This is a genomic window from Paenibacillus sp. sgz302114 (genome assembly GCF_056120345.1).
The window spans coordinates 277,329-291,085 of record NZ_JBVYOI010000007.1; the positions used below are offsets into that span (position 1 = coordinate 277,329).

The window sequence follows — 13,757 nt, forward strand, 5'->3', positions numbered from 1 at the left end:
CCTCTAACTCCTATTCTTTTACGGCACCAAGCACGATGCCATGCACGAAATATTTTTGCAGGAACGGATAAATCGCCAGCAGCGGAACCATTGCCACGATCAGCTTGGCTGAATTGAGCGTCTTATCGGAAGCTTTCGACAGCTCGATGAGTTGTTCTGTCGTCAATGTCTTCATCAGCTCCGGATCGATGCGCACAACAAGCTGTTGAATGTAGGTCTGCAGCGGATACATACTCGGCTTATTCATATAGATGAGTCCGTCGAAGAAGGAATTCCAATGGCCGACAATGCTGAACAATGTGACCGTCGCCAGGGCCGGCATCGAAACCGGTATGAAAATATGCAATAACGTATACCATGGGCCTGCGCCGTCAACGATTGCCGCTTCTTCGAGCTCCTTCGGCAGGTTTCTGAAGAAGTTCATAATGAGAATGACGTTAAAGATAGGTACGGCGCCTGGCAATACGAGCGCCCATAGCGTGTTTTGCAGGTGCAGATCCGTCACTGTCATATAGAGCGGAATGAGCCCGCCGGAGAAGAGCATGCAGAACACCAGGTACCAAATATAAATCGTTCGGCCAGGAAACTTCTTGTTATCTCTCGCTAATGGATAAGCCATGATGACGGTTAATACGAAGTTGATCGCGCCGCCAAGTAGAACCCTTTTCACGGAAATAAAGAAGGCTGCAAAAAATTTGTGATCATTCAAAATAATTTTGTACGATGTCAAGTTGAAGCCAACTGGCCATACGAATACTCTCCCTGCATTTACCGCAGCTTTGTCGCTGAAGGAAATAGCAATCGTGTACCATAATGGAAACAACGAAATGAGTGCGATTAGCGTTAATGCGATATAGATGAAACCATCAGCGCTTCTGCTACCCCATGATTTTGAAAGAACCATGCCTAGACCCCTTTTCTTAGAAGATGCGATAGTTGGCGAATTTATCGGCCAGTTTGTTAGAGATCGTAATTAATATAATGGCAATCACCGACTTCAAAAGACCGACAGAGGTGGCCAGTCCGTATTGCTGATCAACAAGTCCCATGCGATATACGTACGTATCAATAATATCGCCAGACGAATATACAAGCGGATTGTACAGGTTGAACACTTGATCGAAGCCGGCATTCAAGATATTTCCAAGGCTCAGCGTTGACAGCAATACAATCGTTGGCAAAATACCTGGAAGTGTCACATGGAATAATTTCCCAATTCTCGTTGCGCCATCGATCTCGGCAGCTTCATAGAGTGAAGGGTTAATGCCGGCAAGCGCTGCCATATAGACTATCGCACTAAAGCCAAATTCCTTCAGCACATCGCTCCATATGACAATTTGACGAAAATAGTGATTATTCGCCAAAAACATAACAGGCTCTGCATGAAACAAGTGGGTGATCTGGTTAACAATTCCGTCTATAGACAACATCGCAATCAATATCCCCGATAGAATAACCCAGGACATAAAGTGCGGCAAATATACGATAGTTTGTACGATACGCTTAAATGCACGCCTACGAATTTCATTCAATAGCAAGGCAAATGTAACCGGAATAATCATACCAAGGACAATCTTCATCGATGCGATCGTAATGGTGTTGATGAATACCTGTCTGCTGTCCGGAAGCTGGAGCATAAATTTGAAGTTATCAAGACCGCTCCATGTCTGCTTAAAGATCGGAATGCCCGGAATAAAATCTTGAAACGCAATAACGGTGCCGAATAACGGAACTGTACTGAAAATGATGAGCAGCAAAATACCCGGAAGCAGCATTAAGTGATAGTTTAGAAGCCATTTCTTCGAAGTCATCGGTGTTCCACCTATCCTATGGAATGATAGAGAGAAAGCGCCAGCATTCAGCACTGGCGCTCCCCATTGTACTATTTTGGTTTACTATTTGATTACTTGCCGCTGATTTCGTCTGTAACTTCTTTAGTAATTTGTTTACCGCCAAGCGTATTCCATTGATCTACAAACTTATCGAAGCTGTCAAGCGGCTGCTCCCCCATAATAATCTTGAGGAAAGTTTCGTTCTCAAGCTTTTGCAGAATCGACCATTTCGTTTGCATCGACTTGGTTTTACCAAAGTAAAGATTGTGTGACAGGACGACTCTGCTGTCGTTCATCAATGCTGCTCCTTCAAAACGAGCTGCGGCATTAGCCCAAACGGCAACATCCTTCTTCGGATTAGCTTGATTTGTAAAGTAATCCTTATACCAGCCTTTAAGCTCGGAGTCGAGTTTTGAATCGTCTTTCGCATCTACAGCTTCTTGAGCTTGAACATGCGTATCATAAACGGTTGTTTCAGGACCTACCTGAAGCGTATACGGCCACAGCTCCCAATGCTGCTGAACTTCTGGATGATCAGCGTACAGCTGAGCCGCTTCCGGATCTATCTTACGAATACCTTGATACTCTTCATTCAACACGCGAACAACCGCTTCCGGATGCTCGTAACCTTTTCTCACAACAAGGAACTGATTCGTTGGATCCTGATCGCCTGTGTAGAATTTGCCTTCGCCATCAAGCGGCGCGATATATGGCTTCCATTCTGCTTTCGGATCATTCTTAACCGAATCTTCCAGCGGCCAATATGGAATCCACCAAGGACCAAATGCGATTCCGACCTGATTGTTAGCAACTACTTCAGCCGAATCCTTACGGATCGCGAATTGCTTGTCGATGATGCCTTGATCATACATTTCGTGCAATTTGCCAAGCGCTGCCTTCATTTCTGGCAATGTTGAGCTGTACACAACGTTGCCATTCGCATCCTTTACCCATTGGTCAAACGTTGCATGGTAAGCGCCCATGATCGGGTCAAAGCCAGCGTAATTGTTCCAGCCTGCGAGAGAAGGAACACCGGAAATACCAAGCGTGTCATGCTTGCCTTTGCCGTCTGCATCCTTATCAATAAATGTCTTCGCCACGTTAATCAGCTCATCCACTGTTGTCGGCGCTTTCAAGCCGTATTTATCTAGCCAGTCCTGGCGAACCCACATTATATTGTATTGCTGACCGATATTCGTATTAGGAAGACCCATCAATTTGCCGTCGAACGTTGCTCTGCCAAGCACGCGATCACCGTAGGAATCGTAGTAGCCTTTGATGAGATCGCTGGCATTGTCTTTGTAAGCTTGCGACAAATCTTCAACCAGATCCGCTTGTACGAGCTGCTTGAGCTGCTGTTCATTAACGATGAAGGCATCCGGGAGATCACGGCTCGCGATCGAAACACCAATCTTTTGATCATAAGCATCCGGTGTTTCTACCTGCCATGCATTCTTAACCTGGACATTCAGCTTCTTCTCGATCCAACGATAATATTCATTGTTATCAACCGAATCCCCACTCGGGAAAGTAATACTTTTGGTGTTGATCGCTTTCGCGATATTTAGTACAACAGGCTGATCGAATTTGCCGAATGGATCTGGTTTCGCCGCATCTGACGAAGTGTTCGTCGCTGCTTGATTCGTCGAATTATTAGAAGACTTGTTGCTAGCATTGGTTGATGCGTTACTTGAGCTGTTACTTGAGTTGTTACCGCAAGCGCTTACAACAAGCGTTAGCGATATCAAGCCCATAGCTGCTAATTTTTTCTTCATCTGTCATCCCCCATAGAATCTAGTTTGAATATGTTTTAATCATACCCGCAGTAAGTCCGATTCAGGGAGAGAAGTCTGATGATCATAGTTAGAATATGGTTCATCCTACACTAACTCCAGTGAACGATAATCTCATTTTCTACCCTGCTCGAACCATTTTCACACCTTTAGTTCTGAGAACTAAGCGGTATCATCAATTTTACCGTCGTGCCTTGTCCTAGCTGGCTATCAATTGAGAACGAACAATACTCGCCGTACAACGCGCCAATGACTCGTTTGACATAATCAAGTCCAATTCCTAACCCTGAATTTTGCAGCGGATTCTTCTCTTCAAGCATTACTTTCGCGATATCCTCAGCTGACATGCCATTGCCATTATCCTGAACCTCGATCACCATCTTCGACTTGGGTATGTTTGTATAAATGCGAAGCGTAATCTTGCCATCTATCTCACTGAGGCCATGATAAAGCGCATTCTCAACAATCGGCTGCAGAATAAATCTCGGAACATCCGTACCCAGCAACTGATCCTCTATGTTCGCCTCGATCTGGAACTCGCAATCATATCTGACACGCTGCAGCGCTACGTAATCCTGCATGGACGCCAGTTCATCCCGCAGCGCAACGATTTCGCCCTTCTTACCCAAGTTGTAGTGAAGAATACGGGTGAATACAGAAACAAACTGGTCGATCTCTGTTTGACCTTTCATTCTGGCAAGCCATTGAATCGTGTTTAGGGTATTATGAATAAAGTGGGGATTGATCTGATACAGCAGCTTCTCGACTTCAATCTGTCTCTTGTTGTGCTCTCTCTGCTCGATTTCACCGATTAGCTCCTGAATTCGTTCTCTCATCTGATAATACTTCTGCATCAGTGAATCGAACTCAATGATATTGGTGTACCATTCGGGGGAATCGAACCTACTGTTTGACAGCAATTGTATCTCGCTGCCGACCTTTCGAAGCGGCCGATAGACCGTTCTCCACAGTACATAAGCAAATAAAAGACTGATGAACAAACTACCTGAAACGATCAAAATATATTTGAGAAACCATTTGCTGAATTCATTCTCGAAATCCTTCTTGGCAATGACGACCATCAACGTCCAGCCCTGCTCATTATGCTGACCGAACAAATAGTATTCTCCTCGCTTTTCCTTAAACGTATCTGCTGCTGCAGATTCAGGGAGTTTGGTATAGTTGCCAAGCTGAAATGTCTTCGGGAGATCACTGTATACAATGCCTCCTTGCTCGTTAATCAACACATTATAGGCATTCATGCCGTACTGCTGCTTGTCCATAATTTGACCAAACAGTTTATCGTTCGTCTCCACGTACAAATACACCGGATCCGCTCCGGATAAATACAAGGGCCTTACCAATGAGAAGACCGGCTTCTTCATGCCATACCGATATATTGAAGCATGCGGTCCGTAAAATTGAACGCCATTCCTCTCTGTCAGCTTTGGCAGATCATTGAAGTTAAACTTCGGTTCGATTGCCAGGTTTTCAAACTTCACCTCATGTGTCTTCGGCAAATAATAGAACATCACGCCAAGGTTTGGGTTCGTGAAATTGACCAAATTCAAATTTTGCTGAATGCTTTGCCCTAGCTCTAGCTTTTGATAGATGCTGTCCGTTGTCAAATAATCGTTCATTCGCTGTCCGACGCTGCCTTCATTTGTTAGCTGTAAGGAAGCATAATCGATATTGTTCAAGGTGCTATTCAGATTGAAGTTACCTTGGTTCAACGAGTTGAATAAACCGCTTTCAACTTTTTTACTCGTAATTTCTTCGATCGATAAATAAGATACCCATCCTAGCAGTGCAAGTGGAATCAATGCGCTAAGCAGTACGATCAAGATTAAGCGATTCTTCAGTGACTTTGCTTTGCTTTTACGAGTTAGGATTACTTTCATGAAGTCCACCCGCTCCTTCGGCCATGTTGCTTTCGATGCTCCTGCGGATTTTTGCCGAACTGCTTGAAGAACACTCTGCTGAAATACTTCTCGTCCTGGAAGCCAGTTTTTTCAGCGATCATATAAATCGGCAGTTGAGAGGACTCGACCAGTGCTAGCGCCTTCTTCAGTCGCATATTCTTCGTATACTCGCTGTAGGATTGACCTATGATATCTTTGAAGCATCGGCTGAAGTAGCTTCCGCTCATATGAAACTTCGCAGCGAGTTCGTCCCGATTAAAATCATAGTTGTCACTCTCATGAAGAAGCTGAACGGATTTCATAATCGCAAGGATAATAACTGTCGAATATGGCACCGTCCTCGATTGCTTTTGCACAGCATCTCGAAAATCCGCCAGCCATGTCGCAAGTTGATACCATAAGTAACAGGTGTGAATGTTATGAATAATCCCGTCATATTCAACTCCGCTTAACCAGGAAAGCCAATGGGGCAGTTGCATTTCATTCAGTCGGACCGTTACATGGTAATCAGGCTTTAGATGTTCGATCGCGCTTAAAAACTCACGAAATGAAGCGTCATCATAAATCCAACCCATATCACTCCAGCAAGCCAAGAGTTGCGTCCATTCGCCTGTATCGAGATACGAATCGGCTGACGCTACATTATTTAACGAAATCATGCCCATCTTCTGCCCGGACTTAAAGCAATAATAAATCTGCTTTAGTGCGGCTATATCAACTAAACTAATAATCGCATTAACCGATTGTTCATGACTGCCTTCAATATCTACCCAGATCCAATGATTACGCCCAGTGACGAATTGCTGTATCTCGCGATCCATCTCATGATTATCCTTACAGAACAGCCACATTCCATTGCCTGCATCATATACATGCTCTGATCTCGTAAGCCGTTCGGGAAAAGGACTAGGCACATTCGTATATGCAGCTGCAATATCAATAAGCAAGGAATAATGATAGTGCTGCCGTGCTATTACTTTCTCGCTTCTATACAAGCTTACATCCTCACTCTGAAACCGCTCTACGATCCGACCCAATATATCATCGATCTTCTCCGTATCGAGCTGCGTCTTGACGATGTAATCAAGCGCTCCTAGGCGCAGTGCCTCTTGAATATAATCAAAGTCTTGATGACAAGTCAGAACGACCATCCTCGTGGATGGAAATGTCCTCTTGACTTCCTTCATCAGTTCTATTCCGTTCATCACCGGCATCGTCAAATCAAGAAAAAGCAGGTCGACCTGATGCTCCTGCATGAATTCGAGGGCGAGCTTCCCATTTGCAGCCTCGCCTGTGACTTGAATCTGAAACTGCTCCCATGGAACGATGGATATAAAGCCCTTCCTGGCAAGTTTTTCGTCGTCTACGATGAATGCTCTTATCACAACAAATCCTCCTATTTAACGGCTCAAGCGTGAACAAGCGTCACTCCTTTTTCTGCTCCGACTTTCATCGAATGGAAAGCCGTTTCAATTTGCAATAAAGCTTGCTCAACGATGAAGCGAGGACATGCAACATTCATCCGCATAAATCCGCTACCTTCAGCTCCGAAGTGGTAGCCAGCGCTTAGCGCAACCTTGGCCTGATGAACAAAGAAGTGCTCCATTTCCTGATCCGAAAGCCCGAGCCCACGGCAATCCAACCAGATCAGAAATGTCCCTTCCGGCTGTACCGCTTTAATCTCAGGCACTCGTTCTTCCAAGAATCGCGTCACAACCTGCACATTATGCTCCACGTACTGAAGCATCTGTTCCAGCCACTCTTCCCCATGCCGATATGCAGCTTCTGTGGCAATAACGCCAAATGTGTCCGGGGAAGCCATCGATAAATCATACAGAGTCTGAATATACGTGTCGCGCCATTGTGTATTCGGTATAATAACGCTCGACGTATGCTGATCCATCAAATTGAATGTTTTGCTCGGCGCGATACAGGTGATGCTGTTCTGGGCGAATTCCGGCGAGATGGATGCGAAAGGAATATGCTTATGGCGGCTATACACGAGGTCAAAATGAATTTCGTCCGAAACAACCATTATGTTATGTTTGAGGCAAATCTCCCCTAGGCGAATTAGTTCTTCCCGGCTCCACACGCGTCCTACCGGATTGTGCGGATTGCACAAAATCATCATGCGCACTTGTGGATCCAAATTGGATTCCATGCTTTCAAAATCCATCACGTACCGTTCGTTATCCAGCTTAAGAGGATTAACGGCAACTTCACGCCTCTGTGCCTTAATAACACGATAGAAATTATGGTAAACAGGCGATTGTACCAGCACTTTATCTCCAGGCTGCGTAAACGCATGGATGATCAGCGATAGCGAAGGAAGCACGCCAGGGCTGTGTGCCAGCCATTCTTTCTCTATCGTCCATTGATGCCTGCGTCCGAGCCAATCCACGATAGCCTGTACGTAGGAGTCTTGTCTTACAGAATAACCGTAAACTCCATGCTCGACCCGGCATTTCAATGCTTCAACGACTGCAGGAGGAGAACAGAAATCCATATCTGCCACCCACATCGGAATTGCATCTTTAACGCCGTAGCTGTTCTCCAAATTGTCCCACTTCAGACACGCGCTATTACGGCGATCGATCGGTAAATCAAAGTTGTAGTTCATCACATAGCCCCCGAATTTGTTTTACAATTACACATTGCCATTTGACTTAAAGCCGAATATAACACTTCCGATCTAGCGTGTATACTCTCATAATTGTGTCTGCCGATTGGATCGCCTACCTGTCTGTTTGGTCAACAGTTAACTACTAGATGGTAAAGTGCAGATAGGTCAACTAATGCCATTATAATACCTGATGACCGCGTCGACGGGTGGTAAGTATTACAAGCCATGACAAGTGAATTTCCCCGAAATGGATTGATGTGGTATTAAATCGGCATAATGAAAAAACACTGCCCCCACGAGGACAATGCTTTTAAAAAGAAAAGGAATATGCGTCATAAGTGTTTCAAGAAATCAATGTGCCTATTACGGCTGGTTCTGACCACTTCATTACCGAAAACCGAATTTATCGTAAATGACCGGGAATACGTCTCCTTGAATAAGGTCTCCGTCCTTGCCGCCGGCAGCAATGAATTGCTTGATTGTCCAGTAATCGTCATCGCCACGATATTTCAAACGAGTCTCGCCTGTCAATAAATGTAGCGCTGATGAACGGCGTACCCTATTCGAAATGTTTGGCCCGCTTCCGTGCAGTGTCATGCTATGATGGAAGCTTACTTGTCCTGCCTTCATTTTGATTGGCACCGGTTTACTGGTTCGACCGTCCGGCGAAGCCAAATGATCTACCTGTTTGTTCAAATTTTGCTCAAAAAAGTCTAATCCGTCTATAAGCCCCCAATGATTGCTACCAGGTAACATTTGCATGCACCCGTTCTCTTCATCAACATCATCGTATGCCACCCAAGCCGTAAGCAGCGTCTCCGGTTTTTGGAAGCAGCCCCAGTAAAAATAATCTTGATGCCAGCCGACATTGCCTGCGCCTCCGCCTGATTGTGCTGGTTTGTGGAGCAATTGATCAGCCCAAAAACGAATCGTATCGGCCCCGGATAGTATACCTGCTATTTCTCCAATAACAGGATCGAGGGTGAGCTCACGGATCGTTAAATCTGACCAATTTGCATTATCCGTTTTGCGCAAAGCATTTGTACGGCCTTTCTCATAGGTCCAATTTACGGCTTCAGGCGGTCTGCCAGTCTCATATTCATTCCGGTAAACGCGCTCCATATGGTCTCGTAATCTTTCCAACCGTTCATCATCAATGATTTTCGGGGAAACCCAATAACCGTTTTCTCTAAAGAAGTTAACATCATCTTGCGTTGGAACAACACGTGTTTGAAGCATGCTTGCAGCCTCCTCAATTTAAAATCCAATTCCGATAGCATAATTATTGCACTCGGGAGGAAGCGCTGTCTTTATCGAGAACTATTATAGTTGTCTATTTGTATGATTATCTATGAATAACACGGTATGAAATGGAGAATGCAGATGTCATTTTGTCCTTTTGTACGATTTTCCATCCGGGTTCCATTGTTGCCAGGGGAACGGCACGGTCCCCGGATCTGTTATGTCCCATCGATTTATCTCATTGAAGACGGCCGCGGCAAGGTTACTTTGGAAGATGGTTCAATTGTTCAGCTGCAGGCAGGAACATTGTTCTTCGTACAGCCGGGCGTCATGCATGAATGGGAAATAGATAAGGCCGAACCGTTGTCATTCCTATGCGTTTTCTTTGAGAAAATGTATCGGGAAAAATCGAGAGCTCGACATCCTAATGATCTGATGTGCCATCAAAGCGAGGTGCTTGATGGTCATATGCTGGACGAGCCGATTGATATAGGCGTGCCCGAGCTACTCGTAGTCGATTCTCTTAGCTTCTGGAAGGGACTTTTTGAGGCGGTATTAACGGGATTTACGGTTCTACATCATGAAGATTTCCCCGAAACACTGGCTACCAACGGACATTTTAACCTGCTGCTGCATCATGTATATCAGCTTGAAGCGCGCCAATCCGTTTATATGGACCCGCGTATTACGAAATTGCTGGCTATCATGGAGCAACAGGCAAGCGGGGACGATGCGGATATCGACAAATGGGCAGAGATGCTTGGTCTGAGCCGGAGTTACTTCCATTCTTTGTTTCGAGCGCATATGGGCTCAACACCTAAACGCTATTGGAACCGCTGTCGCATTCAGAAGGCTCAAGCTGACCTTCACGGCACGAACGATTCCGTTACGAGCATTGCTGAACGATATCAGTTCTCTTCCGTTCATGTTTTTACGAAATTATTTAATCAAATGGTTGGCGTCAGCCCTACAGTTTACCGTAGGCAAAGCCGCTTAATTTAGCGTATCGCCAACCTGTAGATTCGTTAGCAACCGGGAGAACTCCGGTAGACTTTCTTCGTCCCGGTGAACTTCTACACAACTATAGAGGCTTTACTCACTCTACATCACACCTTAAATCATATTAATAGTTCATCTGATAAAAATTACATCAACAAAATACAGAAACACCCAAGTCCTAATTGGACGCGGGTGTTCCGGACATCATTCTCCTTCAGTTGGATCCACAAAACGAACCGACCATATATTTTCGCATGGCCATGGGCTTGGATCAACTGTTACCTCTATCGGGATGCTGATAGGCGGCGTATTACGAATCTGATCCATTCTGGCGTTCTTTCGTTCCTTTAGCTCAGGAGCAGGCGCGATGCATTGGCGACTACGACCGTAAAGGGTAAGAGAAATCGAATGGACATACGCCCGCCTTCATCAGACTTTCACCAATTGCCCGCAAAATATGGTTGTCCATAGCCCATTTCTCTCCTTCCGTGGAAATCACCATTTTAATTGTTGGAGTCTAGACGCAACCCTCTCGACCACACGTTGATCTTCAATCGGAGAAAGCCCCTAAAACCGCCGGTTCCATTCGCCTTGTAGATATGCCTGCTTGGTATATGGACGAACTTCGCCGATATCGACTGATATGGCTGGAGGAAAGGCTCCAATGCGGTTCACTTTGGGCGGGCAGTGAACGACAGTACGTGTTTCATGGCGGCGACGGACGACCGCTTTATCATAACACCCCGTCAATGACCTGGAGGCGTTTTGTGGCCCGTCACGGGCTCCCAGAGGCTCGATTACACGACCTGAGACACATAGCAGCCACTTTGCTTATTGAGGCTGAAACAGACCTAAAAGCTGTTCAAGAACGTCTCGGACATACGAAGTACTCCACTACTTCGGATCTATATGCCCACGTGACACAGAAAGCTCGCAAGCAAATCGCTGCAAAACTGGATAAATTCGATCCAACTCATAACATTCGTCAACCATCCGTCAACAAGAGTTGATTTCCGTTCTCGCTAGTTCCATTTATTTTCTTTTGAAAAACAAAAAAAACCCTGTATTCACAAGGGTTTTCGAAATTTAAATAATGGAGCGGGTGATGGGAATCGAACCCACGCTATTAGCTTGGAAGGCTAAAGTTCTACCATTGAACTACACCCGCAGAAGAAATGGTCGGGATGACACGATTTGAACATGCGACCCCCTGGTCCCAAACCAGGTGCTCTACCAAGCTGAGCTACATCCCGTTATGTATCTTTCTGCTTTTAAAGAAAATATGGCGTGCCCTGAGAGATTCGAACTCCCGACCTTTTGATTCGTAGTCAAATGCTCTATCCAGCTGAGCTAAGGGCACAAATGGAGCGGAAGACGGGAATCGAACCCGCGACCCTCGCCTTGGCAAGGCGATGCTCTACCGCTGAGCCACTTCCGCATTTGTGTGTCGTCGTATTTCCTGAGCGACAAGTAATAATATATCACGCTCGATATATGATTGCAAGCCTTTTTTGAAAATATTTTTGACACTCGCTATTTATACGGAAATACTCATCATTTCCGGCTCTTCCACCAGTTCATTCGGTGCTGCTGACGTTATTTTGTTTGCCAGTGCATAAGGCAGACAAAGTGGAACCCCTGTACGCGGATCTGGAATAATATCCGCTTCGATGCTGAATACCTCACGCAATACATCCTTCGTCATAACCGCTTGCGGAGTTCCCTCACCTACGACCTTGCCGCTCTTAATCGCAATCATATGCTGCGCATAGCGCGAAGCATGATTCAGATCGTGAACAACCATTACGATTGTTCTGCCTGCCGTCGCATTCAGCTGTATGAGCAGTTCCAGCACTTCAAGCTGATGTGTCATATCGAGGAATGTAGTCGGCTCATCCAGGAATAGCATATCTGTCTGCTGTGCCAGTGCCATAGCAATCCACGCACGCTGTCTCTGCCCCCCTGAGAGGCGGTCAATTGGCCGATCTGCGAATTCCACCATTCCGGTCTTCTCGATGGCCCAGGAGATAACAGAGCGGTCCTCTTTCGTTAAGGAGCCAAACCCTCTCTGATATGGGAAACGGCCGTAGGAGACGAGCTCAGACACCGTAAGGCCGTCTGGGGCTGTTGGGTTCTGAGGAAGAATGGCGAGCTGCTTCGCCACTTCCTTGGTTGACTGCTTGTGGATCGACTTCCCGTCAAGCATAACAGTTCCCGCGGATGGCGACATCAAGCGAGCCATCGTCTTCAGAATCGTTGATTTACCCGATCCGTTCGCACCGACGAGAGCAGTAATTTTGCCTTTTGGAATAGAGATATTTAAATTCTCGACGATGAGTCGTTCCTCATAGCCGATGTTTAGTTTCGACGTTTCAAATGATTGCATCCTTCTACAGCCCCTTAATCTCAATATTACCAATGTCTTTGATAACATTTCTCAGTACTATATATGATAATCATTCTCAGTTAATGCGTCAAGTCTCATATGCTTTTCTTCCCTAATCCCGTTTAATATTGAACAAGTTAATTAGCTATGTGGATGATTTCAGCACGAAATGTGGATAGAGGCAGCTGAACCGAAGCGCTCCTATGCTCCTCCGAATTGTTATTCACAAATCTATACACAAAAAAGACCCTTACACAGGGTCTCCTTGTCTGATGCGCGTAGAGGGACTTGAACCCCCACGGTCACCCGCCAGATCCTAAGTCTGGTGCGTCTGCCAATTCCGCCATACGCGCATAATATAGATTTTCATCTTCAATGAGATGAAAATGGTGAGCCATGTAGGACTCGAACCTACGACACCCTGATTAAAAGTCAGGTGCTCTACCAACTGAGCTAATGGCTCGTACAAATAATGGCTGGGGATCTAGGATTCGAACCTAGGGAATGACGGAGTCAAAGTCCGTTGCCTTACCGCTTGGCTAATCCCCATTAGTCATAGATGGTGGAGGCTGACGGGATCGAACCGCCGACCCTCTGCTTGTAAGGCAGATGCTCTCCCAGCTGAGCTAAGCCTCCATAAAGATGAAGATGGTGACCCGTAGGGGACTCGAACCCCTGTTACCTCCGTGAAAGGGAGGTGTCTTAACCACTTGACCAACGGGCCATGCAAAAGGAAAATCACTGGAGCTCTCAACCGGGATCGAACCGGTGACCTCATCCTTACCATGGATGCACTCTACCGACTGAGCTATGAGAGCAAATGGCTCCCCGAACAGGACTCGAACCTGTGACAACTCGATTAACAGTCGAGTGCTCTACCAACTGAGCTATCAGGGAACAACATGAATGTTCGGGCAAATCTTAACACCCTGAAAACTGGATACGAACCTTTGCGAAGGT

At 45.8% G+C, this 13,757-nt stretch carries 10 protein-coding genes and 11 tRNA genes; 2 read left to right on the forward strand and 19 right to left on the reverse strand.

Annotated elements, in window-relative coordinates; all coding sequences use genetic code 11:
• Nucleotides 1-10 precede the first annotated feature (10 nt).
• The 7 genes from AC0LWF_RS19270 to AC0LWF_RS19300 all read right to left on the reverse strand — a co-directional run bounded on the left by AC0LWF_RS19270 (nucleotide 11) and on the right by AC0LWF_RS19300 (nucleotide 9,409).
• Nucleotides 11-904, reverse strand: coding sequence for a carbohydrate ABC transporter permease (locus AC0LWF_RS19270; RefSeq protein ID WP_474653162.1), 894 nt, complete (start codon nucleotides 902-904; stop codon nucleotides 11-13).
• Nucleotides 905-920: 16 nt separating this feature from the next.
• On the reverse strand, nucleotides 921-1,811 hold the full coding sequence (locus AC0LWF_RS19275) for an ABC transporter permease (RefSeq protein WP_474653163.1): 891 nt from the start codon (nucleotides 1,809-1,811) through the stop codon (nucleotides 921-923).
• A gap of 92 nt (nucleotides 1,812-1,903) precedes the next feature.
• Complete coding sequence (locus AC0LWF_RS19280; protein ID WP_474653164.1) at nucleotides 1,904-3,607, reverse strand: extracellular solute-binding protein; 1,704 nt, start codon at nucleotides 3,605-3,607, stop codon at nucleotides 1,904-1,906.
• Between the two features lie 167 nt (nucleotides 3,608-3,774).
• Nucleotides 3,775-5,526 carry a sensor histidine kinase gene (locus tag AC0LWF_RS19285; RefSeq protein ID WP_474653165.1) on the reverse strand — a complete coding sequence of 584 codons (1,752 nt, stop codon included), beginning with the start codon at nucleotides 5,524-5,526 and terminating at the stop codon, nucleotides 3,775-3,777.
• Nucleotides 5,523-6,932 (reverse strand): response regulator transcription factor, encoded by a 1,410-nt coding sequence (locus AC0LWF_RS19290; protein ID WP_474653166.1) that lies wholly within the window; start codon nucleotides 6,930-6,932, stop codon nucleotides 5,523-5,525. The genes AC0LWF_RS19285 and AC0LWF_RS19290 overlap by 4 nt, the downstream gene beginning before the upstream one ends.
• A gap of 23 nt (nucleotides 6,933-6,955) precedes the next feature.
• Nucleotides 6,956-8,167 carry a MalY/PatB family protein gene (locus AC0LWF_RS19295; RefSeq protein WP_474653167.1) on the reverse strand — a complete coding sequence of 404 codons (1,212 nt, stop codon included), beginning with the start codon at nucleotides 8,165-8,167 and terminating at the stop codon, nucleotides 6,956-6,958.
• A 390-nt stretch (nucleotides 8,168-8,557) separates the two neighbouring features.
• A complete protein-coding gene (locus tag AC0LWF_RS19300; protein WP_474653168.1) occupies nucleotides 8,558-9,409 on the reverse strand; it encodes a phytanoyl-CoA dioxygenase family protein in 852 nt (283 codons plus the stop codon).
• Nucleotides 9,410-9,553: 144 nt separating this feature from the next.
• On the opposite strand from AC0LWF_RS19300, the gene AC0LWF_RS19305 reads away from it, so the two are divergent.
• Together AC0LWF_RS19305 and AC0LWF_RS19310 are read left to right on the forward strand one after the other, a co-directional pair.
• Entirely contained in the window at nucleotides 9,554-10,414 is an 861-nt protein-coding gene (locus AC0LWF_RS19305; RefSeq protein ID WP_474653169.1) for an AraC family transcriptional regulator, read from the forward strand.
• A gap of 611 nt (nucleotides 10,415-11,025) precedes the next feature.
• Nucleotides 11,026-11,421 carry a tyrosine-type recombinase/integrase gene (locus AC0LWF_RS19310; RefSeq protein WP_474653170.1) on the forward strand — a complete coding sequence of 132 codons (396 nt, stop codon included), beginning with the start codon at nucleotides 11,026-11,028 and terminating at the stop codon, nucleotides 11,419-11,421.
• A gap of 84 nt (nucleotides 11,422-11,505) precedes the next feature.
• Here AC0LWF_RS19310 and AC0LWF_RS19315 read toward each other — a convergent pair.
• The 12 genes from AC0LWF_RS19315 to AC0LWF_RS19370 all read right to left on the reverse strand — a co-directional run bounded on the left by AC0LWF_RS19315 (nucleotide 11,506) and on the right by AC0LWF_RS19370 (nucleotide 13,694).
• Nucleotides 11,506-11,579, reverse strand: a tRNA-Gly gene (locus AC0LWF_RS19315).
• An 8-nt stretch (nucleotides 11,580-11,587) separates the two neighbouring features.
• A tRNA-Pro gene (locus AC0LWF_RS19320) sits at nucleotides 11,588-11,664 on the reverse strand.
• Nucleotides 11,665-11,694: 30 nt separating this feature from the next.
• Nucleotides 11,695-11,771, reverse strand: a tRNA-Arg gene (locus AC0LWF_RS19325).
• A 3-nt stretch (nucleotides 11,772-11,774) separates the two neighbouring features.
• Nucleotides 11,775-11,849, reverse strand: a tRNA-Gly gene (locus AC0LWF_RS19330).
• 99 nt (nucleotides 11,850-11,948) lie between these two features.
• Complete coding sequence (locus tag AC0LWF_RS19335) at nucleotides 11,949-12,797, reverse strand: ABC transporter ATP-binding protein (protein ID WP_474653171.1); 849 nt, start codon at nucleotides 12,795-12,797, stop codon at nucleotides 11,949-11,951.
• Nucleotides 12,798-13,070: 273 nt separating this feature from the next.
• Nucleotides 13,071-13,150, reverse strand: a tRNA-Leu gene (locus AC0LWF_RS19340).
• 34 nt (nucleotides 13,151-13,184) lie between these two features.
• A tRNA-Lys gene (locus AC0LWF_RS19345) sits at nucleotides 13,185-13,260 on the reverse strand.
• Nucleotides 13,261-13,270: 10 nt separating this feature from the next.
• Nucleotides 13,271-13,346 (reverse strand) — tRNA-Gln (locus AC0LWF_RS19350).
• An 11-nt stretch (nucleotides 13,347-13,357) separates the two neighbouring features.
• Nucleotides 13,358-13,433 (reverse strand) — tRNA-Val (locus tag AC0LWF_RS19355).
• A 13-nt stretch (nucleotides 13,434-13,446) separates the two neighbouring features.
• A tRNA-Glu gene (locus tag AC0LWF_RS19360) sits at nucleotides 13,447-13,521 on the reverse strand.
• A gap of 18 nt (nucleotides 13,522-13,539) precedes the next feature.
• Nucleotides 13,540-13,615, reverse strand: a tRNA-Thr gene (locus AC0LWF_RS19365).
• Nucleotides 13,616-13,618: 3 nt separating this feature from the next.
• Nucleotides 13,619-13,694: transfer RNA gene (locus AC0LWF_RS19370), tRNA-Asn, on the reverse strand.
• Between the last annotated feature and the right edge of the window lie 63 nt (nucleotides 13,695-13,757).

What these genes read in the sequence shown, in the direction of transcription:
- AC0LWF_RS19270 (WP_474653162.1), bottom strand. Translation starts at nt 904, where the DNA reads ATGGTTCTTTCAAAATCATGGGGTAGCAGAAGCGCTGATGGTTTCATC.
- AC0LWF_RS19310 (WP_474653170.1), top strand. Translation starts at nt 11,026, where the DNA reads ATGGACGAACTTCGCCGATATCGACTGATATGGCTGGAGGAAAGGCTC.
- AC0LWF_RS19300 (WP_474653168.1), bottom strand. Translation starts at nt 9,409, where the DNA reads ATGCTTCAAACACGTGTTGTTCCAACGCAAGATGATGTTAACTTCTTT.
- AC0LWF_RS19275 (WP_474653163.1), bottom strand. Translation starts at nt 1,811, where the DNA reads ATGACTTCGAAGAAATGGCTTCTAAACTATCACTTAATGCTGCTTCCG.
- AC0LWF_RS19285 (WP_474653165.1), bottom strand. Translation starts at nt 5,526, where the DNA reads ATGAAAGTAATCCTAACTCGTAAAAGCAAAGCAAAGTCACTGAAGAAT.
- AC0LWF_RS19295 (WP_474653167.1), bottom strand. Translation starts at nt 8,167, where the DNA reads ATGAACTACAACTTTGATTTACCGATCGATCGCCGTAATAGCGCGTGT.
- AC0LWF_RS19305 (WP_474653169.1), top strand. Translation starts at nt 9,554, where the DNA reads ATGTCATTTTGTCCTTTTGTACGATTTTCCATCCGGGTTCCATTGTTG.
- AC0LWF_RS19335 (WP_474653171.1), bottom strand. Translation starts at nt 12,797, where the DNA reads ATGCAATCATTTGAAACGTCGAAACTAAACATCGGCTATGAGGAACGA.
- AC0LWF_RS19280 (WP_474653164.1), bottom strand. Translation starts at nt 3,607, where the DNA reads ATGAAGAAAAAATTAGCAGCTATGGGCTTGATATCGCTAACGCTTGTT.